24 protein-coding genes are annotated in these 25,650 nt (G+C 36.6%); 10 read left to right on the forward strand and 14 right to left on the reverse strand.

Going from position 1 to position 25,650, the window contains the following annotated elements; all coding sequences use genetic code 11:
• Positions 1-37 precede the first annotated feature (37 nt).
• Positions 38-940 (forward strand): DUF6268 family outer membrane beta-barrel protein, encoded by a 903-nt coding sequence (locus CW736_RS00095; protein WP_101011974.1) that lies wholly within the window; start codon positions 38-40, stop codon positions 938-940.
• A gap of 88 nt (positions 941-1,028) precedes the next feature.
• Here CW736_RS00095 and CW736_RS00100 read toward each other — a convergent pair whose 3' ends face one another.
• On the reverse strand, positions 1,029-1,571 hold the full coding sequence (locus tag CW736_RS00100; RefSeq protein ID WP_232735371.1) for a hypothetical protein: 543 nt from the start codon (positions 1,569-1,571) through the stop codon (positions 1,029-1,031).
• Positions 1,572-1,681: 110 nt separating this feature from the next.
• On the opposite strand from CW736_RS00100, the gene CW736_RS00105 reads away from it, so the two are divergent.
• Positions 1,682-2,392, forward strand: coding sequence for a DUF4197 domain-containing protein (locus tag CW736_RS00105; protein ID WP_101011975.1), 711 nt, complete (start codon positions 1,682-1,684; stop codon positions 2,390-2,392).
• A 265-nt stretch (positions 2,393-2,657) separates the two neighbouring features.
• On the forward strand, positions 2,658-2,855 hold the full coding sequence (locus CW736_RS00110) for a Lacal_2735 family protein (RefSeq protein ID WP_101011976.1): 198 nt from the start codon (positions 2,658-2,660) through the stop codon (positions 2,853-2,855).
• Between the two features lie 10 nt (positions 2,856-2,865).
• Here CW736_RS00110 and CW736_RS00115 read toward each other — a convergent pair whose 3' ends face one another.
• The 7 genes from CW736_RS00115 to CW736_RS00145 are packed head-to-tail and all read right to left on the reverse strand — an operon-like array spanning position 2,866 to position 9,704.
• Complete coding sequence (locus tag CW736_RS00115; protein ID WP_101011977.1) at positions 2,866-3,303, reverse strand: hypothetical protein; 438 nt, start codon at positions 3,301-3,303, stop codon at positions 2,866-2,868.
• Positions 3,300-4,634 carry a DUF58 domain-containing protein gene (locus CW736_RS00120; RefSeq protein ID WP_101011978.1) on the reverse strand — a complete coding sequence of 445 codons (1,335 nt, stop codon included), beginning with the start codon at positions 4,632-4,634 and terminating at the stop codon, positions 3,300-3,302. Before CW736_RS00120 ends, CW736_RS00115 begins: the two co-directional genes overlap by 4 nt.
• Positions 4,634-5,767, reverse strand: a complete 1,134-nt coding sequence (locus tag CW736_RS00125) for an AAA family ATPase (RefSeq protein WP_101011979.1) — start codon at positions 5,765-5,767, stop codon at positions 4,634-4,636. Before CW736_RS00125 ends, CW736_RS00120 begins: the two co-directional genes overlap by 1 nt.
• A gap of 3 nt (positions 5,768-5,770) precedes the next feature.
• Positions 5,771-7,060 (reverse strand): DUF4350 domain-containing protein, encoded by a 1,290-nt coding sequence (locus CW736_RS00130; protein ID WP_101011980.1) that lies wholly within the window; start codon positions 7,058-7,060, stop codon positions 5,771-5,773.
• Positions 7,060-7,830, reverse strand: a complete 771-nt coding sequence (locus CW736_RS00135; RefSeq protein WP_101011981.1) for a DUF4129 domain-containing protein — start codon at positions 7,828-7,830, stop codon at positions 7,060-7,062. The genes CW736_RS00130 and CW736_RS00135 overlap by 1 nt, the downstream gene beginning before the upstream one ends.
• On the reverse strand, positions 7,820-8,755 hold the full coding sequence (locus CW736_RS00140; protein ID WP_101011982.1) for a hypothetical protein: 936 nt from the start codon (positions 8,753-8,755) through the stop codon (positions 7,820-7,822). Before CW736_RS00140 ends, CW736_RS00135 begins: the two co-directional genes overlap by 11 nt.
• The gene (locus CW736_RS00145) at positions 8,724-9,704 is read right to left on the reverse strand and encodes a stage II sporulation protein M (RefSeq protein ID WP_101011983.1); all 981 of its coding nucleotides are present in this window, start codon (positions 9,702-9,704) and stop codon (positions 8,724-8,726) included. The genes CW736_RS00140 and CW736_RS00145 overlap by 32 nt, the downstream gene beginning before the upstream one ends.
• Before the next feature lie 39 nt (positions 9,705-9,743).
• On the opposite strand from CW736_RS00145, the gene CW736_RS00150 reads away from it, so the two are divergent.
• The gene (locus CW736_RS00150; protein ID WP_101011984.1) at positions 9,744-10,466 is read left to right on the forward strand and encodes an RDD family protein; all 723 of its coding nucleotides are present in this window, start codon (positions 9,744-9,746) and stop codon (positions 10,464-10,466) included.
• A complete protein-coding gene (locus CW736_RS00155; RefSeq protein WP_101011985.1) occupies positions 10,463-11,089 on the forward strand; it encodes a trimeric intracellular cation channel family protein in 627 nt (208 codons plus the stop codon). Before CW736_RS00150 ends, CW736_RS00155 begins: the two co-directional genes overlap by 4 nt.
• Positions 11,090-11,131: 42 nt before the next feature.
• Here the strand turns inward: CW736_RS00155 and CW736_RS00160 are convergent, their stop codons facing one another.
• The 5 genes from CW736_RS00160 to CW736_RS00180 form a co-directional block, all read right to left on the reverse strand.
• Positions 11,132-12,004, reverse strand: a complete 873-nt coding sequence (locus CW736_RS00160) for a rhomboid family intramembrane serine protease (RefSeq protein WP_101011986.1) — start codon at positions 12,002-12,004, stop codon at positions 11,132-11,134.
• 2 nt (positions 12,005-12,006) lie between these two features.
• Positions 12,007-12,654 (reverse strand): rhomboid family intramembrane serine protease, encoded by a 648-nt coding sequence (locus tag CW736_RS00165; RefSeq protein ID WP_101011987.1) that lies wholly within the window; start codon positions 12,652-12,654, stop codon positions 12,007-12,009.
• Positions 12,655-14,487 (reverse strand): DNA mismatch repair endonuclease MutL, encoded by a 1,833-nt coding sequence (gene mutL / locus CW736_RS00170; RefSeq protein ID WP_101011988.1) that lies wholly within the window; start codon positions 14,485-14,487, stop codon positions 12,655-12,657.
• A gap of 8 nt (positions 14,488-14,495) precedes the next feature.
• Positions 14,496-14,777, reverse strand: a complete 282-nt coding sequence (locus CW736_RS00175; protein ID WP_101011989.1) for a riboflavin synthase subunit beta — start codon at positions 14,775-14,777, stop codon at positions 14,496-14,498.
• Between the two features lie 563 nt (positions 14,778-15,340).
• Positions 15,341-16,960: an ABC-F family ATP-binding cassette domain-containing protein gene (locus CW736_RS00180; RefSeq protein ID WP_101011990.1), complete on the reverse strand. Its 1,620-nt coding sequence runs from the start codon at positions 16,958-16,960 to the stop codon at positions 15,341-15,343.
• A gap of 141 nt (positions 16,961-17,101) precedes the next feature.
• Here CW736_RS00180 and CW736_RS00185 point away from each other — a divergent pair, with 141 nt between their 5' ends.
• On the forward strand, positions 17,102-18,571 hold the full coding sequence (locus tag CW736_RS00185) for a redoxin domain-containing protein (protein WP_101011991.1): 1,470 nt from the start codon (positions 17,102-17,104) through the stop codon (positions 18,569-18,571).
• 72 nt (positions 18,572-18,643) lie between these two features.
• On the opposite strand, the gene fsa is transcribed toward CW736_RS00185, so the two are convergent.
• On the reverse strand, positions 18,644-19,300 hold the full coding sequence (gene fsa, locus CW736_RS00190; RefSeq protein ID WP_101011992.1) for a fructose-6-phosphate aldolase: 657 nt from the start codon (positions 19,298-19,300) through the stop codon (positions 18,644-18,646).
• Positions 19,301-19,414: 114 nt separating this feature from the next.
• Between fsa and CW736_RS00195 the strand changes: the two genes are divergently transcribed.
• The 4 genes from CW736_RS00195 to CW736_RS00210 all read left to right on the forward strand — a co-directional run bounded on the left by CW736_RS00195 (position 19,415) and on the right by CW736_RS00210 (position 25,348).
• Entirely contained in the window at positions 19,415-20,227 is an 813-nt protein-coding gene (locus CW736_RS00195; RefSeq protein ID WP_232735372.1) for an SUMF1/EgtB/PvdO family nonheme iron enzyme, read from the forward strand.
• A 292-nt stretch (positions 20,228-20,519) separates the two neighbouring features.
• Positions 20,520-21,470 (forward strand): calcium/sodium antiporter, encoded by a 951-nt coding sequence (locus CW736_RS00200; RefSeq protein ID WP_101011994.1) that lies wholly within the window; start codon positions 20,520-20,522, stop codon positions 21,468-21,470.
• 120 nt (positions 21,471-21,590) lie between these two features.
• The gene (locus CW736_RS00205) at positions 21,591-23,777 is read left to right on the forward strand and encodes a glutamine synthetase III (RefSeq protein WP_101011995.1); all 2,187 of its coding nucleotides are present in this window, start codon (positions 21,591-21,593) and stop codon (positions 23,775-23,777) included.
• 392 nt (positions 23,778-24,169) lie between these two features.
• A complete protein-coding gene (locus CW736_RS00210) occupies positions 24,170-25,348 on the forward strand; it encodes an AIR synthase related protein (RefSeq protein WP_101011996.1) in 1,179 nt (392 codons plus the stop codon).
• Positions 25,349-25,650: the final 302 nt, after the last annotated feature.

Consider the following 25,650-nt stretch of genomic DNA (forward strand, 5'->3'; position numbering starts at 1 on the left):
CGTGGTATATTTTTACTTAATAAATAAAAACAACCTCATGAAATATCAAATTTCCTTATTAGTCATCCTTTTTGGTTTTGGTTTTGCATCTGCTCAAAACTATTTAGATCTCGCTCGTTTAAATGTTTCTAACACTTCTATGGAAACATTAGAAGGAGATCAAGCAGTACATGAAACTGATATCACCAATTTCAATTTTGAATTTCTTTACCCTACTCCTATAAATGATAAGACGGTTCTTATAACTGGTATTACCGTGGAGAACACAGGTTTAAGTCTTACAGCTGGCGCAGCTAGTGAAGGTCTTACCATGACCAGACTTAATCTAGGAGCAAAAATTTCCCACAACTCAAAATGGACTGGAACCTATTTATTACTACCTAAAATCGCTTCTAATTTTGAAGATCTGGGTGGAGCCGATTTTCAATTTGGTGCTATTGCCTTATTAGAATACCGTCATAAAAACAGATTTAGAACGAAGTACGGTTTATACAGCTCTTCTGAAGAGTTTGGCGCAATTATAACGCCTTTATTAGGAGTTTACTATAGAACACCTAACAGTAAATTTTACATCGATGCTGCATTCCCTATTAGAATGGAAGCTAATTACAGTCTGACTAAAAAATTGAGTTTGGGAGCTGATTTACGTACTTCTATCAAATCTTATAATTTAGGTGGTGGCATTGTTGAAACTTATGTTCAAGAAGAATCTATTAGATTTGGGTTGTACGCAGGCTATTCCTTTATGAAAGATCAATTGATTGTGCGTGCGAAAGCAGGTCTAGATACTACCGACTACGGATTGTACCAAAGTGGTGATACCGTAGGCGCACAAGTTCTTACTGTTGCTCTTGGTGGTGATGATAGAACTCGATTGAATAATGAATTTGACAGCAGTATTTTTGTCGGATTTGACATAATTTACAGATTGGATCTCTAAACACTCTTTACTAAAGACACTAATTTGCGCGGCATTAAGAAATTGTGATTTCTTAATGCCGCGCTTTTTATTTCATTAGTTGCTTTGTTTAATTAGGTCGTGTGTCTCCTAATCTCATATAGGTTGCCGTGATGGTTTCCCCTTCGTCACCCACATCACTTTCTAAAAACATGGTGTTACTTGATATTCCCTGAGCTAACAGAAGGTCAGCATTTGCATCATTACCTAAAATAGTTTTTTTACTTACCGTAGATGTGATTAAAATGAGTGTAAAAAAATGGCTGCCTTTTCTAATGACAAAGTAGTTATCTGTAGGCTTTCCTGATAAAATCATGGAATCAAGAAGTTGGTTATTTTGATACAGTTCCACTTTTATTTCTTTTTCATCTGTATATTCAAGGAATACTTGATTCCCCTCACTCGGGTCGTGTACCTTCTTAGAATGGTGTAAACAGAGATCATTCCACAAACTATTTTCTGGATCGTCTGGGATATTATTTTCATAGAGCCCTGTGAGTAGTGTTTTAGTTAAAACAACTGGTTGGGACGTTATCCGACTAGCAAGACCTCGTGTCGTATAACAGCTTGTGAAAAACAAAGAAAGAAATAGCACTAAGAAGATTTGTTTCATGATGGTTGTTTAGATCAAAGCAATTTATCAAATTTTACACCAGTATCCTTCTGTTTTACATTCTTTCCATAGTGTCGTTTTCCTATTATCTTTGAACAAAACACCATCCCATGAAAAAAATCACCTGTATCCTGATCGCTATGATTACTTTGAGCAGTTGTGGCAGCTTGCAAGAAATCGTAAACGACTTACCTCAAGGCGGTGGCGCGCTTTCTCAACTTGATATAGGAAATGGCTTGAGACAAGCACTAGATCAAGGAATTGATAAAGAGGTGACCAAATTAATGGCTACAGACGGTTTCTATAAAAATGATCTCGTTAAAATTTTACTCCCTGAAGAATTACAAAAAGTAGATAATGGTTTAAGAAGAATAGGGTTGAGTAGTGTTGCAGACGAAGGTCTTAAACTGCTTAACCGCGCAGCAGAAGATGCTACTCAAAAGGCGCTACCTATCTTTGTAGAGGCCGTAAAAGACATTAGCTTTGACGACGCAAAGAACATCCTTTTAGGAGATCAACGTGCAGCAACCTCTTATCTAGAGAACAAAACACAGCAAGCTCTTTACGCAAAATTTAGTCCAGTGATTCAAAACAGTCTGGGCAAAGTAGGAGCAACAGACTTGTGGAGCACAGCTATTACTCGATACAATAGCATCCCATTCACCAACCAGGTAAATCCAGACCTAACTGATTACGTAACTCAAAAGGCTTTAGAAGGAGTTTTTAAGATGATCTCTCAGGAAGAAATACAAATAAGAAATAACCTAAGTTCCAGAGGGACAGACTTGTTAAAAAGGGTTTTTGCTTTACAAGACAAGTAAGACACTTTTCTACGCGAGCTTTTCACTTTTTAGTCATCTTATAAGTGTCCATCAAGACATATTAAGGGATAAAAGCTATGGATGTTTACATTCATAGCTTTTTTTATTAAGAGCAGTAAGTTTCTTTCTATTAGGATCCAACCACTGTAAGTATTACTGATATTAATAGATTTTTAACCTAAGAAATTTAAACCTTAACCAATTGTTAGGATTAAAAAATGAGGTTGCTGATTATTTTTGCAACTGCATTTAAAATACCTTAAGAATGGAATATGCTTATAAATCATACGAAATAGACTTCGAGAAATTACAGAGACTTGAAAAAAGATACAGCTCTTTAATGAAGAAGTCTTTTAACGCCGGTTTAAAAAACAGAGCTTATAGCGATGAGCTTAACAGTAAGGCTTTAGAACTCAGAAAAGAGATACATATCTTAAGGTCTGAATTACTTACAGACGCTTAAATTATCAATGTTATTTACTCCTATAATTATAATGCTGTAATTTGATCAGATCCAGCATTTTTTTTATGTCTTTTTCTCTCAAATGATCTAAAGGGAATGTATCTAATCTATTGATGCGTTCTATATGCAGCACCTCTTCTTTTATATAATAAGCAGATAAAAACTTGACGTCCACTTCAAGTTTCTTCCCTTTGATGGTCAATTTAAATTGATCACCTCTCCTCCAATCAAACGCATTTTTTCTGGTGGATTGAAAAATACGGTAAGATATTGTTGACAAATACAGCAACCATATAATATGGCCTAGCCATTCCTTATCCACAGACACCAGATACATTATTACGAGAACCCCTATAATACTCGCTATAGTTACAACAGGATACGACCACTTTGGATAATCCTTGAACAAATCATTAAAAAAATAAAGCTTCTTTTTAGGTTTCATCATAACAATCCGCGGGCTTTAATCTCTAAGTATTTATTGATCGTATTTACTGTTAACTGTTGTGGCTCTGTCAATATGGTTTGAATTCCATATTTGTTCAATTCATTTACAATCAATTTTTTCTCGTAAATAAACTTCTCTGCAATGGTTTTTTGATAAATCTCCTGAGTAGATACCGCAGGTTGCTTGACCAGTTCTTTAAGCTCTGTATTCTCAAAAAAGATAACGACTAACAAATGGTTTTTTGCTATCGCCTGAAGGTATGGAAGCTGTCTATGTAACGCGTCCATGGTTTCAAAATTAGTATACAGTAATAAGAGACTGCGTTGTGTAATGGACCGCTTGATATCTATATACAATCTAGCAAAATCACTCTCTTTAAAATCAGTGTCTAAATTGTATAAAGTTTCTAATATCAAGTTCATTTGAGAGGCTCTTTTTTGAGCCATTACCTGGTTAGAAACTTTATCAGAAAAGCTAAACATCCCAGCCTTATCCCCTTTCTTCAAAGCGATATTTGAAATCACCAGTGTTGAATTGATCGCATAATCCACCAACTTCAATTCTTCAAAAGGCATTTTCATCACCCTTCCTTTATCGATGACCGAGTAAACGGGTTGGGATTTTTCATCTTGGAATTGATTGATCATCAACTGATTTCGTTTGGCACTCGCCTTCCAGTTAATGTTGCGCACATCATCACCAGTAACATAATCTTTAATTTGCTCAAACTCCATGGTCTGCCCTATTCTTCTTATTTTTTTAAGACCGTAGTCTCTTAACTTGTTCGTAAACGCCATCAACTCATACTTGCGCAATTGCAAAAAAGAGGGGTAATTAGGCACCATGGCATTTTGGTTAAAAGAAAACTTTCGCTGAGCAAACCCCAAAGTCGTACTCGCAAAAACTTGCAACCCACCAAAATGATACTCGCCTCGTTGTGTTGGTCTTACTGTATAAGGGAACGTTTTAGAATCCGACATCTGTAGGAGTTCTTTGATCTCAAAGCTCCTCTCCTGAAACTGAACTGGCAACTCATCAATAATTTTTATGTGAATGGCTGAGTTGTATTGATTCGTTATCAATATGTCTACTGGATTCTTATCTCCATTGGAGAATTTATCAGGTAAATTACGACTTGCTTTTATTGCATTTTTAGTCCTGTACAATAGCAAAACATCAAAAACAAGCAAGCCTATCATCACAAAGAACCCGATCTTGAAGTAATCGATCAAACGTTCAAAAAAGAACGCAAAGACAAATAGCACTACCAGGATTCCCAGTGCGATAAAAAATCGTTGTTGCAGATAAAGGCTATTAAAAAATTTCTTCACTATCTAGGAACCTCTATGTTTTCTAAAATCTGTGCCACGGCTCTGTCTGCAGTAAGCCCTTCCATTTCTCGCTCTGGAGTAAGAATAATTCGATGACGCATTACGGCAGTAGCTATGTATTTGATATCGTCTGGAGTAACAAAGTCGCGACCCATAATTGCCGCATAGGCCTTAGCACCATTCATAATCGCAATGGAAGCACGAGGTGAGGCACCGAGATAAAGGTTAGGATTGTTACGGGTGTTTAAGATGATCTTTGCAATATATTTAATCAAGTTGTCTTCTATCACAATCTCCTTAACCGTTCGTTGGTATGTAGCTATTTCTTGAGCATTCATCACCGCATTTACGGTAGACTCTGCATCGGTATTTTTACGGGCATGCTGCTCTGTAAGAATTTGAACTTCTTCCTCTAGATTGGGGTATCCCACATTTATTTTAAACAAGAAACGGTCTAGTTGTGCCTCTGGCAGCCGGTAAGTCCCTTCTTGTTCTATGGGGTTTTGCGTAGCAAAGACCAAAAACGGCGCCTTTAAATCGTACTCTTTCCCGTCTATGGTCACTTGTCGCTCTGCCATAGCTTCAAAAAGTGCTGCCTGCGTTTTTGCTGGCGCTCGGTTGATCTCATCGATCAGTATAATGTTGGAAAATATAGGTCCTGGCTTGAATTCGAACTCGTTATTTTTCATCGAGAATACTGAGGTTCCCAAGATATCTGACGGCATTAAATCTGGCGTAAATTGGATTCGTGAAAAATCTACATCCATGGTTTTAGCGAGCAGCTTTGCTGTTACTGTTTTGGCTACTCCAGGAACTCCTTCTATTAAGGAGTGTCCGTTTGCTAGTATGGAAACGATCAGTAAATTGATCATCTCTTCTTGTCCAACGATCACCTTGCGCAATTCGTTTTTGATTTTATAAACCGCAGCACTCAAGAGGTTCAAATCCAGTCTGTTTTTAAACTGTAAAGAGTTGGCTGGATCTTCTACTGTTGTTTGTTCCGCTTTCGCGAAAGCGGAATCATCTCCTGACTCATCACTTTTTTGAACAGATTGCTCTTGTGCAGGCTCTTGTGCCGGCTGCCCCTGTTGTTGATCTTGTGACTTATTCCAGTCGTTATTATTTTCTTCCATTTCTTAATCTTTAAAAAAAGAGTCTATCTTTTTATTGAGTTGTTTTAATTCGTAATCACTGTGTACTGGCTTGCTGCGTAAGTGATTGATGTATTCTATAACATCTTTAGTTTGCTCTTGTGAAACACCGGTTTTAACGGATAAACGCTGGATAAAAATAGCATTCATCTTCTCCGTATTCACAAAGTATTTTGATCTTAATTTTTGTAGAAAAAAGTTGATTTTCTTATGAATGATTCCGGACACATCACCACTTTGAAAATACAAATTCCCTATAGTCTTTGTAAACTCTACCGTACTGTTCACCAACGGTTTCACCACTGGAATAGCGCGCTGCTCTCGTTTTGCCTTAAATATAAAGTACAACAATACCGCACCCAAACTGATGTACCAAGACCATTTCAAAGCAGCGTTAGTAAGAATAAACCTCATTGGAGAAGATACGACTCGCCTACCTGATTTTCCATAATCATCAAAGTAAACAGGACCATCATTGAGATAAGAAAAGACCTCACTTACGTATTGTTCTTTACCTTGCTGAAGCATATAATAATTAGTAAAAGCAATAGGATTGAGGTGGTAATAAATAGCTCCATCTCCTACTTTTAATTCTATAAAATTAGCTTGAGGAACTTGCCTAGACTTCGACTTTTCAATCGCATTTTCTATAATCGTTTGATTAGATTCCTGTTCAGAACCAAATTCTTCTCCAAATATATTTTTTAGATATCCTTTTACAGGCTCAAATGGCAAAACCTCCCCGAGCACAGTGGTTATAGTAGTGTCGTAACTCACAAAGTGACGGTAGCTACTTCCTTTTTGATAAATATAACTTCGGTTTTCAAACAACGGATTATTTAAACGTACTCGAACTGTATCTTCCTCGTAGTAGCTATAATATGGGTTGGATTCTAATTTTAAAGAATCTCCAAAAGCCCCTGTAACACTTTGAGTGGAAATAAAAACTTTGTTACCCCGTTCAGCAAATTCTAAGAGATCATCCATCTCTGTTCTATCAAATATTAGGTAATTATTAATAAAGATATAATTAGCATTTGTATCTTCTTTATGATTTTTTAGGAAACTAACCGGATCAACTTTTACACTTTCCACTTCTTCATTAAAGAGCTCATCCAGTTGATCATACAGCACGTAGGCACCATAAGGAATCTTATCTACGCTGGTATAACTTTCTTCCCAGCTCAATGGTTGTGGGGCAAGGGTTTCTAGAAGGAGTAATACGCCTACCACTCCAAATATGATATAGAGGTATAATTTAGATTTCCTATCCATCAGGCAGCTCTATTTTTAAGTGTTTGAAATTCTGCTACTGCCTCTCGATAAGTTTCTTCCCCTATAGGAAACTCTCCATACCAGACGTGATCGTATAAATAGGATACTTTTTTAAAGTGCTCTTTAGTGTCCAAGTTTTTCAATTCTCTGTAATAATCGGTATTGGTTTTTTGAAAGTCCCATTCAATTAAATTTTGAGCACTCAAGCTTTTTAACATCGCTAAATATTGATAGCGTACCGCATTTCTAAAATTACCTTCTCGCTCGTTGCTTTGAATAAGATCCGTAAAGTCTATTTCTTCTATATGAATTTCTTCCATCACTACACTACTGGTATTGGTAGTTGTTCTCCCAAAAAGCTTAGAAGCGTTTTCGTTACCTAGCAGCTTCACTATCATAAAAACAACAACTGCACCGATAAGAAAATAGAAGACATAAGTGAGTATTTTAATGGTGAATGGCGATAGGGTAAAGCCAAATATATTTTGAATTCCCTCGATTATCCAACTTATAAACCTACTGAAGAGGTTCTGGCTGCTGGTTTGGGTACGTTCATAATTGAACGCTTCTCCTGAGTATGCTCCTTTTAAGTCCTCATCTATTTTACGTACGCTAAGGTCTCTAGTATCGTAGTTTCTTCCTAGGGTATCAACTATTTGAACAGGCTGCTGCTCTATTTTTTTAATTAAATCCTCAACCACTTGAGCCTTTCCTATATTTGAAAAAGCGAGTGCACTAAACAGGATGAATAAGTAAGCTCTATTCCTCATTCTCAATTCCTAATTTAGAAATACGACTTTTTAAAAACACGTTGTATTTAGTCTCGTGCAGATTAAAATAAAGGTAGCCCATGACAAACATCATTAAAAAGAAAGTCAGTATTCCTGTAATGCTATTGATGGCATAAAAGAAAAATTCTATCGCTTTAATAAAGATATTGTCTTCTAATTCTAGATTATCTTCTGCAGTATTATAACTGTAAAAACCTATAATGAGTGCTGGTAATAATTGAAATAAAGTAGAAGTAAGATAAATAAGCACTGTGCTGATAAAGGAAACTCCTAAAGCTTTCCAGTATTTAGAAAACAGCATTTCCCATCCTTTTCCTATGGCCGCAACAGCATCTATATGCTCATCATAAGCATAAGAAAACATGCTCATACCTATCCAAGTAAAATAGGAAATCATAATTATGGGAAATATGATCAACACCCCTACTATAGGTATGATAATAGCGATAACAGAAACTATAGAAACTGGTATAATCGCAATTCCACCTATCAATAAGATGAGAAACATACCCCCAAATTTCCTTTTAGCAAAATGAAACACTTCTTTATAGTTGGGGTTACTCCTGCCATCTCTTTCATACAATCGCAAATAAACACCTGCTAAACTTGCGTTTAAGAGGATCACAATCACATTAATAACAAAACCTATAGCACTAGCCGCAATACTAGTTTCTAGTGATCCAGACATCGCCTGATCAAGGTAAGAACCATTTGATAATGCTATTAAAGCATCCAAACCTGTATCTGCAAGATAATTAGTCAAAAAAAGAATGATGATAAAAATAAAATTATAAGTAATGAATACCTTAAAAATATTTTTATGGTCGCCTTTTAAAAAATCAAAATAGGCGGTTATTACTCCACCAAAATCCCTACGCAGCCTCGGCTCTATGTATTTGTTCATATTTGTTTTTAACTATTCTAGGATAAACCCCATAATACCATATAATTAACGCTGCACTTCCTATTACAATAACCCAGTTGATGATAGCAGGCATAAAAGCATATCTAGTAATAAATCCTTCTATCAAGCCTGCTAGGATAAATAAAGGAATAGTGCTCACCATCACTTTTAAACCAGCTTTTGCACTTTTTATTAATGAATATTTACGTTCATAAGTCCCCGGAAACAGTATTCCATTTCCTAAGATAATGCCCGCAGCTCCACAAACAACTATGATAGAAAGTTCTATAGTACCATGCAACATAATAACGCGCCAGGCCTCTAAACTTACTCCTTCTTTATAAAACATGGTGAAAAATGCACCTACCATAATACCATTACTGAAAATCACATATAAAGACCCTATCGAAGTAAGGAAGCCTAGCGCAAAGCACATCATTCCTACTCTTATGTTATTGATCGTAATTCCTAAAAACATACCCCCTTGACCACTGTCCTGATAAACAGCTGTCGGGTTCCCTGCTTCTATATTTTCTAAGGTCATGTTTACGTAGCCGTCTCCTAGGATTAACCTTACAAAACTATCATCAAAGAGCGTACTTATTGTCCCTATGCCTACTGCGACAGTAAAAGCTAGAATAGCTAAAAGAAATTCTTTTTGATAACTAGAAAAAAACAATGGAAAATCTGTCTTAAAGAACTTTACAATGCTATTTTTGCTCTCCTTCTTATTGATATAGATCTTTTGATGCGCCTGACTCGCTAGCGAATTTAAATACTTTAAGGTATTTGAATTTTCATAATAAGTCTGTGCATACGCCAGATCATTAGTAAGATGTATATACAAGTCAGATAAATGATCTGGATTGATCTTTATATTAGCATCTAATGCTCTTTCAAAAGCAATCCATTTTTCTTTATTTTGCTTGACGAAAGCAGCTTCGCGCATGTGCTAATTTTTTGAATAAAGATATAAACTTACAACCGTATGTCAAATACTGCAATTAACACGGCACAAAATGTAACTATTGAGTATGAATTTGCTGGTATAGGAAAACGCATTTTAGCTTTTTTACTCGATGCTGTCGTGCTCATTATTTACATCATCACTGTGTCACTAACGGTTTACAAAGCAGTGGGCTTGTTTGATGAAAATAACGTATTAGGAATACGCGAGTTATCCCTTCTTCCTATTTTTTGTTATTCGTTATTCATGCATCTTGTATTTAATGGTCGCACGGTCGGGAAATTTATCATGGGAATTAAAGTAGTTAAAGAAGATGGATCTCCTGCTAGACTGTCTGATTTTCTTATAAGATGGATCTTAAGACTTATAGATATTGTTTTATTCTTTGGAACCGTAGGAGTGGTAGCCATTTTGTTTTCAGAAAGAAAACAACGATTGGGAGATATAGCAGCAAAAACAATTGTTATCAATACTAGAAAAAGCACTAAAATTTCTCATACTATTCTAGAAGACCTAGGTCATGATTACCAGCCACAATTTCAAAATGCTTATATTCTTACTGATGCTGACGTAAATGAGATCAAAGACATCTACCGTCTCGCTGAAGAAAGTCGTGATTATATGACTTTAAAAGAACTTCGCGTGAAGGTAGAATCACTTCTAAACACACAATCAGATTTAAGAGACGGTATATTTATACGCACGATTCTTAAGGACTACACTTACTTAACTCAAGGACGATGAATTTTATAGAAGTTATTGACCTTATAGGAACGATAGCTTTTGCTATTTCTGGTGCTTTAGCAGCTTTTTCAAAAAAATTAGACCCTTTTGGTATTGTGATTATTGCCTTTGTAACTGCTGCTGGCGGTGGTACCTTAAGAGATATCCTTATAGGTATTCAGCCTATTTCATGGATGCGCAATATGACTTTTATTTACACTATTTTAGCCTGTGTTGTCATCTCTTTCTTTTTTAGAAAATACTTATTAAAGCTGCGTACCACGCTGTTTTTATTTGATACGATAGGAATAGGACTTTACACCGTTGTAGGCTTAGAAATGGGACTTAAAGCAGGACTACACCCATTAATTTGTATTGTACTAGGTTGTACCACAGCTTGTTTTGGTGGTGTGATAAGAGATATTTTAGTAAATGAAATTCCGGTGATTTTCCGTAAAAACATATATGCAACCGCATGTATTTTGGGCGGCGGTGTGTACTTTATACTTCTAAAATTTAAATTACCCCTAGAGATTGTTTTCCCTGCCTCAGCAATTACCGTAATCGCTATAAGAATAGCCTCTGTAGTTTTTAAAATCAACCTACCATCACCTTACTCTAAAGAAGAAACCCCCGAAGAGTAACTTGATAATTATGCTTTCGCGAAAGCGGAACAACTAAAATACCTAATCTTTCCCCGCCTTGAATAGATAATCCTTTTCTGCTTTAGAGAGAGATTCATAACCACTAGAAGAAATTTTATCCAAAATGGAATCCACTTTTACTTGATCTGTAGATTTAGCAGCAGCAGACTTGGAAGCCTTGTTATTCCCTTTATAAACCGTCTTCATCTTTGCTTTGCGCTCTGATTTTGTGGAATTGGACGTAGACTTAAAAAGGCTGGTAAAATAGTCTCCTATTTTTGCAAAACCCTCTAGAATATCTATCCCCTCTTTCATACGTAAGGCGGTATAATAACCTACTCCTGCTCCTGCAAGATGTGCTAGACTGCCGCCTGTATTTAATTGTAAGATTACCATAGCTAAATTAGACGCTAAGAAAAAATAAGCAAAATATTTCAACTTGATATTCACAAATATGAGTCGGTATTCGGACTCTGGAAAGTAAAAACAAGCAAAAAATATTAAAGCAAAAACTCCTGCACTGGCACCTATCATGCTGCCTCCTTTAAAGAACCCAGGCATTAAACCAGTAGCCAATATAAAAGAGATGGATCCTGCTAAAACTCCCAAAAAGAATAGGGACAGCAACTGCCTCCCTTTAAATATATTCAAGACATACCTTCCCGCAATGTAAATCCCAAACGCATTCCCTATAAAATGCCATAAATCTTCATGAAGAAAGCCGTAAGTAATCCAGCTCCAAGGTTGTAATAAGGCAGGTAAAAAACCATTGGGTAATACCAATTGCATATAGGCTGGCTCATAGACACTACTTAAAATCCAACCGAATAGCGTGATGAAAAATAAAATCGTAATGAGCTGACCACTCGTGTCAAACGTGGCGTATTTTGCCTTGAATTTATCCCAAATATTCATACTTAATTGATTCTGTATTTGTCCATATCATTTTTCTTCCAGTACCACACCATTATAAAACCAAATATGGCTCCACCTATATGTGCCAGGTGTGCCACAGAAGGATTACTGCCTATGATGTGAAAGGTAGCCAGTAATTCTTTGATCATATAGAACCCTATCAAATATTTAACTTTTATAGGAATCGGAATGGGGAACAAAACTAACTTCTCGTTGGGATACAACCATAAAAAAGCTGCCATGATTCCATATACCGCACCACTTGCTCCTACTGATGGAATTCTATAACTGGTAGCCATAAAATAAGCATTATTGAAGGTGAAACTATAAAAGTCTACCACAGCAACGGTTAGAAAAGCACCTATTCCACACATGAAGTAGAAGAACAAAAATCGTTGAGACCCCATCCATCTTTCTATTGCTGGCCCTAAAAAAAGTAGTGCAATCATATTACCTAGCAAATGAGAAATATCAAAACTATGCACAAACATATGCGTAATAGGTTGCCAGATTTTGAAATTAGGATTCTTAAAGAACCACAATGCAAAGGTTTCAAATAACTCTGGTGCCAAAAAGGTAATACCTAGATAAACCATCACATTTATGATGAGAAGGTTCTTAACCATAGGTGATAAGCTGATATTGAACATCTAATTAAATTTTGAATGAAGACTATCTCCCGATAGGTTGATAAATATTTTTTTTCCTGAAGCGGTGACTTCTGGCTCTTTGCAGGCAAACAATTCGTCTACTAAGTTTTCCATCGCTTGACTATTCAACGCCTCACCAGTTTTAATAGACATAGTGACAGCCATAGTCTGGGCAAGTCTGTCTGCTGGGGAATAGGTGTTTTCTGGCAAGTCCTGTTGCTCTTTTGCAATAACAGCCTCTAAAACAAAAGGAACATCCTTTTCTTTTAATTCTAATGGAAGCCCTTCGATCTCTACCACATTGTGCTCTAATGTTTTAAATAAAAAGCCTGTATGTTCCAGTTCTTCTTGCAAATTGATAAGAACAGCCACTTCATCTACCGGTAAATTGAGCTTTATAGGAAAAAGCAATTGCTGGCTTACTCCGTTTTGAACGGTAAGCTGTCTCAATAACTTTTCATACAGAATACGCTCGTGTGCGCGTTGTTGATTCACCACCAGCAACCCACTTTTTAATGTACTGATTACAAACTTGCGCTGTAACTGAAAAATATTGCGCTGCTCTACTTCTGCTTGTTGAAACATAGAAGAAGTAGAACCCTCCATATGCGTCTCATCAGTAAGCTGTGTGGTTTCTTCTATTCCTGCATACAAAGCTTCCCATGGTTGCGTTGATGGTTTTTGAAAAGAAGGTGTTGGATAGGATTTATTGGTATTGCTTTCTTGTTGGAAGGGATTAAAATCATGATTTACTTCTATCTTAGGAACTTGCGAGTGTGCATTTTTTGCCACATCATAAGGCACTTCATATTGCTTTTCTTGCTGAAAATCAATAGCATTTACAGAAAACTGCCCTAGAGCATGCTTGACACTTGCTCTAAGAATGGCGTATAAACTGTGCTCATCATCAAACTTCACCTCTGTTTTTGTTGGGTGAATATTAATATCTACGCTATCTCTAGGAACCGTGAGGTATAGAAAATACGACGGATTTGATTTGTCTTTTAAAAGACCTTCAAAAGCACTGGCAACCGCGTGATTCAAATAATTGTGCTTTATAAATCTATTATTCACAAAGAAGTATTGAAGACCGCGAGTTTTTCTAGCAAATTCGGGCTTCCCTATAAAACCTTTAACCGTCATCAACTCAGTTTCTTCTTCTACAGGAACTAGTTTTTCATTAGTCTTAGATCCCATAATCCCGACAATACGTTGTCTGTAAGTACTTTTTACCAAGTTAAACAAAGAAGTGTCGTTGTGAGAAAAACTCATCGCTACCTCTGGATGTACCATAGCTACTCGGTGAAACTCATCAGTAATATTGCGCAATTCTACTTGGTCTGATTTGAGAAACTTTCTTCTGGCGGGTACATTATAAAATAAATTACGCACACTGATCATAGTACCTTGAGAGGTGACTACAGGTTCTTGTCGGGTGACTTTACTTCCTTCTATTTCTAATAGGGTGCCTAAATCGTCTTCTTGTCGTTTGGACTTTACAGAAACTTGTGAAATGGCAGCCACTGAAGCAAGTGCTTCTCCCCTAAACCCTTTGGTGTACAGGTTAAAAAGATCATCTGCAGTGGATATTTTTGAGGTAGCATGACGTTCAAAAGCCATACGAGCATCTGTCATGCTCATTCCGTTTCCATTATCAATCACCTGGATTAAGGTTTTACCAGCATCTTTGATAATGAGCTGTACATTAGTAGCGCCAGCATCGATGGCGTTTTCTAGCAATTCTTTAACCACACTTGCTGGTCGTTGCACCACTTCTCCAGCCGCTATTTGATTAGCAACATGATCTGGCAATAATTTTATAATGTCTGACATGAAGCCAATTAAAATCTAAAGATGGATAAATCAAAATCGATGATCCAGAGAAATAGGAGAACTAGAATAGTTATAATAATCAAAAGTCTTCTTTTCACCACTACATCTGCTCCTTGTTTAAGATCTTGAATCGCATTGCCGAATTTACCTTTTAACCCTACACTTTCCACCGTATAGCGCTGATCATCAAACTTATGTTTGATTTCAAAAGGCTTTGCGCCAGTACTACTTTTATAGTAACGTGGCTCATAATCGTATTTTTTATTCTTTCTGCGACCTATAAATCCCATAACCTCTGGTGTTTTACAAATTTAACGAATACTCGTTAGAACTAGTGCAAAGATTGTTCCTAATAAAAAGTGAAATGTAAAATCAAAAAGAGATCAAAACTCGCTCTGAGAAAATGCCAGCAGATCCCATTGACCTAGCAGACGTTTCTCCAAGGGGAAAAACTCGTCAAAAAACTCTCAGAAACTGTAAAGGATTCCATATTAAGTGCGGAAAATAATTTCCAAAGTTACCATTATAAAATACTGCCTACTCAAATTTGCGAGCGCAGCGAGCAAATTAACCTGCCTACTGAAAACTGAAAACTGAGACTGTAAATTGTAAACTGAGACAGAGACTGATTCCAGCAGGCCCCTTTGTCCTGCGGACATGATGCATTCCTCTCGTTGCACTCGTCGGATGCCGGAAGGGGAAAAACCTCGTCAAAAAAATATCGGGAACTGCAAAGGATTCCGCATCAAGTGCGAAAAATAATTTCCAAAGTTACCATTGTAAAATACTGCCTACTCAAATTTGCGAGCGCAGCGAGCAAATCAACCTACCTACTGCCTACCGGAGCTGTAAACTATACCGTGTACATCTTATCTCTCAATTCCTTGATCTTCTTATCGTCCATATATTCTTCAAAAGTAGTATAGCGATCTATCGCACCATTAGGAGTCAATTCGATGACACGATTACCTACTGTTTGAGCAAACTCATGATCATGAGTAGTTAAAAGTACGGTTCCTTTAAAGTTTTTAAGACTGTTGTTTAAGGCTTGGATGGATTCCAGGTCTAAGTGGTTGGTAGGTTCATCGACAATAAGAACGTTTGCTCTTTTCATCATCATGCGGGATAGCATGCAACGCACCTTTTCTCCTCCAGAAAGTACACGAGCACTTTTTAAAGCTTCTTCTCCAGAGAAAATCATTTTACCTAAGAAACCTCTAATATGAACTTCTTCTCTTTCCTCTTCTGTTTGCGCGTACTGTCTTAACCAGTCTACTAAGTCCAAGTCTACATCAAAAAACGCTGAATTATCAACAGGTAAATAACTTTGAACTGTAGTCACACCCCAATTAAAAGCTCCAGAATCTGCAGTTGCACGATCGTTTATAATATCGTAAAATAAAGAAGTCGCGCGGCTATCTCTAGAAAAAACAACGACTTTATCACCTTTAGCAAGGTTGATGTCTATATCTTTAAAAAGCACTTCTCCATCTACAGAACCTGTAAGTTTCTCTATATTGAGAATTTGGTCTCCAGCCTCGCGATCTCTGTCAAAAATAATAGCAGGATAACGTCTAGAGGAAGGTTTGATTTCAGAAATGTCTAATTTATCTATCATCTTCTTACGAGAAGTAGCTTGTTTAGACTTTGCCATGTTAGCACTAAATCGAGCAATAAACTCTTGTAATTCTTTTTTCTTGTCTTCGGCTTTTTTATTTGCTTGCTGGCGCTGTCTTGCGGCTAGTTGAGAGGACTCGTACCAGAAGGCGTAGTTACCACTATATTGATTGATTTTACCGAAATCAATATCGGCTATATTGGTACATACGGCATCCAAGAAATGTCTATCGTGAGATACTACGATTACCGTGTTTTCATAATTTGCTAGAAAGTGCTCTAACCATGCGATCGTTTCATAATCTAAATCGTTAGTAGGCTCATCCATCACCAGCAGGTCTGGGGAGCCAAAAAGTGCTTGTGTCAACAATACACGCACCTTTAATTTATTATCCATATCACTCATCAAGGTAGAATGATATCCCTCTCCTATTCCTAAGTTAGAAAGAAGCGATGCCGCAGCGCTATCAGCATTCCAACCGTCCATTTCTTCAAAAGCGACTTGAAGCTCTCCTATTTTATCTGCATTCTCGTCGTTATAGTCTGCATAGAGTGCGTCAATCTGTGCCTTTAATTCATAAAGAGGCTTGTTCCCTTTAAGCACTGTTTCCAGAACAGTATCCTGATCATGGGCATTGTGATCTTGCTCAAGAACAGACATTCTCTTGCCCGCCTGCAGATTTACATGACCACTAGTAGCATCCATTTTACCAGTAATAATTTTAAGGAAAGTAGATTTACCTGCCCCATTTGCACCAATAATTCCGTAGCAATTACTACCACCGAATTTTGCATTTACCTCGTCAAATAATACGCGCTTACCGAATTGTACCGATAAATTAGAAACCGTTAACATAGATTGATTTTTGAATTTGCAAAAATACTCATTCTATGGAGTTTAAAAAAAACTCTTTGCTATCATTTTAACAAGGCATTAACTGATCTTTTGGATCAATAAGTCTTTTTTTGTAATAACCTCCATCTATTTAGTGTCTTTATGTTTAAAAAACTATCGCTTTCGCGAAAGCCTAACCGTATCATTTCCTTTACCATTTATACAATGGCATGCCTGCTATTACTTTCTAGCTGTGAAAATGAGCAACAAGGCGACACGACTTCTATAGTGCTTACTGGAAAGATTATTAATCCACGAACAGATTATGTAATCTTAAGAAATTATTCCGGTATACAAGACACTTTAAAGTTAAATGCAAAAGGTGTATTTAGCAAAAAGTATGAAAATATAACGCCCGGACTATTCACGTTTGTGCATACTAATGAATACCAGTCCTTCTATCTAGGTTATGGAGATACTTTGAGATGGCGATTGAACACAAAGGCTTTTGATGAATCACTAGCTTTTACTGGAGCAGCGGCAAAGGAAAACAATTATCTCATTGACTTGTTTTTAGAAATCGAAAAAAACAATAGAAGCTTATTAAGTGAATACCAAAGAGAGCCTAGTAACTTTAAAAAAATGATCGATGGCCTTACAGAGGCAAGGATCAAAAAATTAAAACAAGCCGCAAGAAAAAATAACTTCCAAGATCCTTTTGTTGAAAACACTATTAAAATTATAAAATTCAATGGCTGGTCGAGACTAGAGCGTTATGCCTATACCCATTATGGTAAAAACGAAATCCTAAAGAGTGATGTGTTGCCCTCTAATTTTTATTCTTATCGACACCATCTAGAAATATGTGACAGAGAATTGCTTAACAATTATGCCTACCGACCTTATGTCATTTCTCTAGTCTCTAATATTGCTCTATACAACTGCGCTCGTAAACACGGTTCTGGAAAAGCTGTGGATAGAATGGGGTACGATTATCGCAAAGAAAAACTTCATGTCATCGATAGCCTATTTACAGATCAGGAACTAAAAGGACTGTTTGCAGGAATAGAAACTAGAAACTTTATAAGAAGCAGAAAAAATGCTGCCGAAATCAGCGATTTAGTTTCTGAATTTCTAGAAATGTCTCAAGATAAAGTTCTTAACGACAACATTACTAAAATGGCTGCGACCTATATGAATTTAGATCCTGGCAATAAACTTCCTAATTTTGAATTGTATCAATACAACAACAATAAGATCACTAATTTATCTTCACAGGTAAAAGGTATAGGGGTTCTTTTCTATTGGTCTAATGAAAACGAATCTTACGCCCTACGCATTCATAAAAAAGTAAACGAGTTAAGAGAAAAGTATCCTGAAATCAATTTTATAGGTATCAATCTTGATAATCCTACCAGCAATGTATGGCATGAGGCAAGTGAAAAATTTGGTTTTAATGAATCCTCAGAATTCCAGCTAGTAGATAATCAGTCTATCAGTAAGCAACTTGCTCTTAGAAATGATAATCGAAGTATGGTAGTTGGTGGTCCAGAGCTTACTATTTTAGATCCTAACATCAACCTATTTCATTATCAGATAGAAACCACCTTATTGGGACACCTAAGCAGGTAATCACTCCTTTTAAAAATAAAAGCGGCCTAAATAGTAATTTAGACCGCTTTTTTATTTTAAAAAGTCAATTGTTTATGAATTCCCTTTTTTATAGTCAGCAAGGAATTTTGCAAGACCTATATCTGTTAATGGGTGTTTTAACAATCCTTCTATAGAAGAAAGTGGTCCAGTCATGACATCTGCCCCTAATTTTGCACAATCAATGATATGCATGGTGTGTCGTACTGATGCAGCAAGAATTTGTGTCTCAAAACCGTAGTTGTCATAAATCATTCTGATCTCGGCAATAAGGTTTAAACCATCGGTACTGATATCATCAAGTCTGCCTATAAACGGTGAAACATAAGTAGCACCTGCTTTTGCAGCAAGTAATGCTTGCCCTGCACTGAAAACAAGTGTAACATTTGTTTTAATTCCTTTATCTGTAAAATACTTACAAGCCTTCACACCTTCTTTGGTCATAGGAAGTTTTACCACTATCTGATCGTTTAGGGCAGCAAGAGCTTCACCTTCCTTTACCATCCCTTCAAAATCTATAGAAATAACTTCTGCACTGACATCTCCATCTACCAGCTCACAGATTTTTTTATAATGGTTGATAATATTTTCTTCACCCGTTATTCCTTCTTTAGCCATAAGAGAAGGGTTAGTGGTTACTCCATCGAGAATACCCATATCTTGGCCATCTGCGATTTGTTCTAGGTTTGCGGTATCAATAAAAAATTTCATCGTTGTGTGTTAAGATGTTAATTAAAACTGTTCTACAAAAATGAAGATTACCTTTCTTAAATAAGTATTTTTATAGAATTAAATATGATTATTTTTTAACAAGCCATTTTTATTATGACCAGATTTACAAAATACTCATTTGCAGCGATATCTATCTTATTTCTAAGCGGTAGCTGTAGTCTATTCGAGCCTATAAATGCTAAGAAAAAGGTAAAGGTTACCGATTCTACGCCTCCAGGAACTTTAATGTTAACAGAAAATCTGTATATAGACCGCGTACCGGTTACTAATTTCATGTATCAAGAGTTCTTAGATCACTTAGAAAATTACTGGTCTTTAACAAAACATGAAAAGATGAAGGATTTACCGCGTTATGGCCTTGATAAAAACCTCATTTTTAAACCTCAAACAGGTAGTCGCAGGTTATTTAGAGAAGCCAGTCTTCAAAATCCGCAAGAAATGCTTACCAATAAATTAAGCATGGAAAATTATTACAACAGTCCGTTTTTTCAGTCACACCCTGTTGTAAATGTAGCTAAAAAGCAAGCTGAATTATTCTGCTTATGGCGCAGCGATATTGTCAATGCCGTATATGCGATAAAAAGCAACAGCGCAACGCAACGTGAACGTTACCCTAATAAAGTGCTATACAGGTTGCCCACCGAGCGTGAAATGATCAAGGCACAAAACAAATTGGAGCGCGAGTTGAAACTGTTGAAATATCAAGGTCAGATTTATGCCTACACGGGAGATTCAGCCCTGTTTAGTAAGATGCAAGACAACACGGACCAAATGACCATAATGGAAATCAAAGAAATAGGAAAGAACAAGACCTACAACTCCCTGCTGGATCGCAATCTTTCTTATTACAATCAACAGGAATTGAAAACCGGTTTTAGATGTATTTGTGAGGTCGTGAATAATTAAAAAGTTGTTTTTGATAATTCCGCTTTCGCGAAAGCGGAACTAACAACCTACAACAAGACCATCCCAATACCTTATTCTATGTTTTTATCATTACTAAGAAATCTTTGAGAATTACTTTAATGCTACTTAGCTCTTCTCTAAACTTCATTCCACTAACAGAAAAGTTGCTTTTAACTCTTAGAATTCTTCAAATACTTTAAAAAAACGCAGCTCTTAGGAGTCCTGCTTTTTCACACTTAGTATTACAATTGGTAGCGATTATCTATTATTTTTGAGCCTTTAATTATCCCCCATGAGTATATTTTATTTATTAATAGGCTTGGTACTTCTCGTAATAGGTGGTGAATTTTTAGTTCGCTCCTCAGTAGGCCTGTCCTTAAAACTTCATCTTTCAAGAATGATCATTGGCCTTACCGTGGTTTCTTTTGCTACCAGTGCTCCAGAGCTTATTGTAAGTGTACAGTCAGCATTAGACGGATTATCAGGACTTGCTTTAGGAAACGTTATAGGTTCTAACATTGCAAATATTGCACTAGTCTTAGGTACTACTGCTTTAATTGCGCCACTAGCAATTGATAAAGACTTTTTTAAATTCAACTGGCCGTGGATGATGGGTTTCAGTATTCTGTTATATATATTACTTCTTTCAGGATATAATTTAGTACGCTGGGAAGGAGCTGTATTATTAGGTGCTATAGTTGTTTTTCTTATTTTGTTGATTAGAAGAGCTCGCAAAAACCCAGAAGCCGCAGATGTAGAAGAAGAATTACAAGAAGCCAAATGGTGGAAAATTTTTCTATTCTTATTTTTAGGAGGTATTGCATTATGGCAAGGGAGTGAATTACTCGTTCAAGGCGCTGTGGATATAGCTGCTAAATTAGGTATTCCCGAAAGTATTATTGCTGTATCGATGGTCGCCATAGGAACTTCTGTACCAGAACTTGCTGCCTCTATTATAGCAGCATTGAAAAAAGAAAAGGCCATTTCTTTAGGTAACCTAATAGGCTCTAATATATTTAATATAGGTTCTGTATTAGGAATTACGGCCTTGATCCAACCCATACAAATTGAAGAAAAAGGAATGGGCTTGTTAACTAATGATATTTACTGGATGTTGGGTATTGCATTTGCGCTGTTACCCTTGGCTTTTTTACCTAAAGCCTACCGAATCTCTCGGTACAAAGGAGTCCTTTATTTAGTAACCTACTTACTTTTTATCTACTCGGCTTTCTCTACCCTATAAATCATAGGGTTTGTTTACAAAAATTATGATATTGTTGATATTTAACCTCGTTTTTTTTAGGGCTAGATTGTCATATTATAGTATTTTTGCAGCAATCTTTGAATAATAAACTCACAACAGATGTCTACATTAAGATTTCAAGCTTTAAAAGAAACACTCAACCGCAAAGAAATTGCTGTTAATGAACCAGCAAGACGAAGCGATATTTTTGGAAAAAACGTCTTTGGCAAAGGTGCGATGCGCCAGCATTTAAACAAAGATGCTTACATAAGCGTACAAGACGCCATCATCAACGGTAGTAAAATTGATCGCAATATTGCAGATCATGTTTCTACAGGAATGAAGGAATGGGCGATCCAAAACGGTGCTACTCATTACACGCACTGGTTCCAGCCTCTAACAGGTGCAACTGCTGAAAAGCACGATGCATTCTTTGAATTAGAAATGGACGGTACCGTAATAGAAAAATTTGGTGGTGGACAACTCGTTCAACAAGAACCAGATGCTTCTTCTTTTCCTAACGGAGGGATCAGAAACACATTTGAAGCTCGTGGTTATACCGCATGGGATCCTACATCTCCAGCTTTTATTATGGGAACTACACTTTGTATTCCTACTGTATTTGTAGCCTATACTGGTGAAGCATTAGACTATAAAACACCTCTTTTAAGATCTTTACAAGCAGTTGACAGCGCAGCAACAGATGTATGTAAGTATTTTGATAAAAATGTATCTAAAGTGGTTGCTACTTTAGGATGGGAACAAGAATATTTCCTAATCGATAGTGCCCTTGCAGACTCTAGACCAGATTTACAATTAGCTGGTCGCACCTTATTAGGTCACTCCTCTGCAAAAGGACAGCAACTAGATGACCACTACTTTGGTGCTATTCCTACACGTGTATTGAACTTTATGCGTGATATGGAAACCGAATGTATGCTTTTAGGTATACCTGTAAAGACACGTCACAATGAAGTAGCTCCTAATCAGTTTGAGTTGGCTCCAATTTTTGAAGAGGCAAACCTTGCTGTAGATCACAACTCTTTACTTATGGATGTGATGAAAAAAGTAGCTTCAAGACACTTTTTCAAAGTATTATTCCATGAGAAGCCATTTGCAGGAGTAAATGGTTCTGGAAAACACAACAACTGGTCACTAGCTACTAATACGGGAGTCAACTTACTTTCACCTGGTAGCACACCTATGAAAAACCTTCAGTTCCTAACCTTCTTTGTCAATACGATTAAAGCGGTTCACGATCATGAAGAATTAATCAGAGCCACTATTGCTAGTGCCTCAAATGACCACAGATTAGGAGCTAATGAAGCACCACCTGCCATTATTTCTGTATTTATCGGCTCTCAGTTAACCAGAGTCCTTGACGAGTTAGAAAAAGTAACTGATGGAAAACTTTCTCCAGAAGAAAAAACAGACCTTAAACTAAACGTAGTAGGTAAAATTCCAGAAGTAATTCTTGATAATACCGACCGTAACCGTACCTCTCCTTTTGCTTTTACAGGAAATAAATTTGAATTACGTGCCGTAGGTTCTACAGCAAACTGTGCTAACCCTATGACCGTTCTTAACGCGATTGTTGCACAACAATTAATCGAGTTTAAAGCCGAAGTAGATGCGCTTATAAAAGACAAAAAACTCAAGAAAGACGAGGCTATCTTTAATGTGCTAAGAGAGTACATCAAGAAATCTAAGAAAATCCGTTTTGAAGGAGATGGATATGGAGAAGCTTGGGAAAAAGAAGCTAAAAAACGTGGTTTAAGTAATAACAAAACAACACCTAACGCTCTTAAGGCTAAAATATCTAAGAAAAGTATCCAACTTTTTGAAGGCTTAAACATTATGAGCAAGGTCGAAACGGAGTTGCGTTATGAAATTGAAGTAGAAGAGTATGCATTACGCATACAGATTGAAGGACGTATTTTAGGAGATATCGCTCGCAACCATGTAATTCCAACAGCCATCAAATATCAAAATACATTGATAGAAAATGTGGTAGGATTGAAAGAGATCTTTGGAAAAGACTTCAAAAAAATGGCCAAAGAACAAATGACTCTTATTGAAGAAATTTCTGAGCATATCGAGAATATCAACAAAGGGATTACAGAAATGACCGAAGCTCGTAAAAAAGCCAACAACGCTAAAAATGCAGAAGCAACTGCCGCTTCTTATTGCGATGATGTGAAGCCGTACTTCGATGTGATACGTTACCACTGTGATAAACTAGAACTACTTGTAGATGATGAAATCTGGCCTTTAACTAAGTACAGAGAATTATTATTCACTAGATAATTCACCTTTATTTTATAATTTATAAAGCCCTAGAATTTATGTTCTAGGGCTTTATTTTGTTCAGTTAATTTCGCTTTCGCGAAAGCGAGATAAATGATAACACAAGAAATAAAAAAACACTACTCACTCAAATCCTACTTATTAAAAAGACATGTTATTTCGCCTGAAGAATCCTATAACAAACATTTAGAACCTAAATTATTGGAAAGAAAAATAGAGGAAGATATTTGTTATGGAACCTTAAATGGGAGCATGCAGTAGAAAACGGCCCGACTGTGAATTAAAACTGGAGACTTCTATATTATTAATTTTCTTAACAACCTCTTTATACTTTTTTCTTAATAATTAGCACTTCATACTTTGTACTTAAATCTTAATAGTAACTTTGCAGCATGAGCCAAGACATTTCTAAAAGATATGCGCAGCGCGGTGTGAGTGCTGGCAAAGAAGACGTACATAATGCGATCAAGAACGTAGATAAAGGATTATTCCCACAAGCCTTTTGTAAAATTGTCCCTGATTCATTGACTGGGTCAGAAGAGCATTGTTTGATCATGCATGCAGATGGTGCTGGGACGAAGTCCAGCCTGGCCTATATGTACTGGAAAGAAACTGGTGATGTCTCGGTATGGAAAGGAATCGCTCAAGACGCCTTGATTATGAATGTAGACGACCTGCTTTGTGTGGGAGCTACAGATAATATTTTACTTTCTAGCACCATAGGAAGAAATAAAAACTTGATAACAGGAGAAGTTATTTCGGCCATTATCAATGGAACAGAAGAGCTCATAGCCGATCTTAAAAAACACGGTGTAGAAATTATCTCTACCGGTGGTGAGACTGCAGACGTTGGGGATCTCGTAAGAACCATTATCGTAGATTCTACAGTTACCGCTCGTATGAAACGCTCTGACGTAGTAGATAATGCCAACATAAAAGCTGGAGACGTCATTGTAGGATTGTCCAGCTCTGGACAAGCTTCTTATGAAACGGAGTACAATGGCGGTATGGGGTCAAATGGTCTTACCAGCGCAAGGCATGACGTTTTTAATAAAAGCCTTAAAGAAAAATACCCAGCCAGTTATGACGCAGCCGTTCCTGAAGAACTGGTATACTCCGGTTCTAAAAACTTAACCGATTCCGTAGAAGGAAGCCCGCTGGATGCTGGTAAACTGGTCTTATCTCCTACTCGTACCTATGCGCCTATCATCAAAAAGATTCTAAGCGAGGTTAACCGAGAAGATCTACACGGAATGGTACATTGTTCTGGTGGTGCGCAAACTAAGATTTTGCATTTTGTAAAAGACTTACACATCATTAAGGATGATATGTTTGAACTACCGCCATTGTTTAAAATGATTCAAAAGGAATCAGGAACAGATTGGAAAGAAATGTATCAGGTATTCAACATGGGCCACCGTATGGAGCTCTATGTAAATGAATCTATCGCACAAGAAATTATAGCGATCTCCAAATCTTTTCACGTAGATGCAAAAATCATAGGTCGTGTGGAAGCTGCAAGCTCTAAGAAACTGACTATTGACAGTGAGTTTGGAGTTTTTGAGTATTAGATTTTATGGTTGACAGCTTTAAAGTTTAATCTTGATGTGGTGTTATTTATTCCCGTTGAACATTATTTTTTAAAACCTCCTCCACAACTTCTAACTTTGGCTTTGTATAGCGTTTGCAAAAAGGTGCGCCAAATCTGGTATGCTCACGTCTTTCTCCGGTTATTTAGAAATTCTTAAACAATTGTTTAAGAATTGTTTAAGAATGAAATAGTGAGAAATTTCGTATTATTCAAATTAATATGTTAATAGAATTTAATGATTTTTAGTCAACAGCATCACTTTATTTAACTTTACCCTGACTA

This window comes from Nonlabens sp. MB-3u-79 (genome assembly GCF_002831625.1).
GTDB lineage: Bacteria > Bacteroidota > Bacteroidia > Flavobacteriales > Flavobacteriaceae > Nonlabens.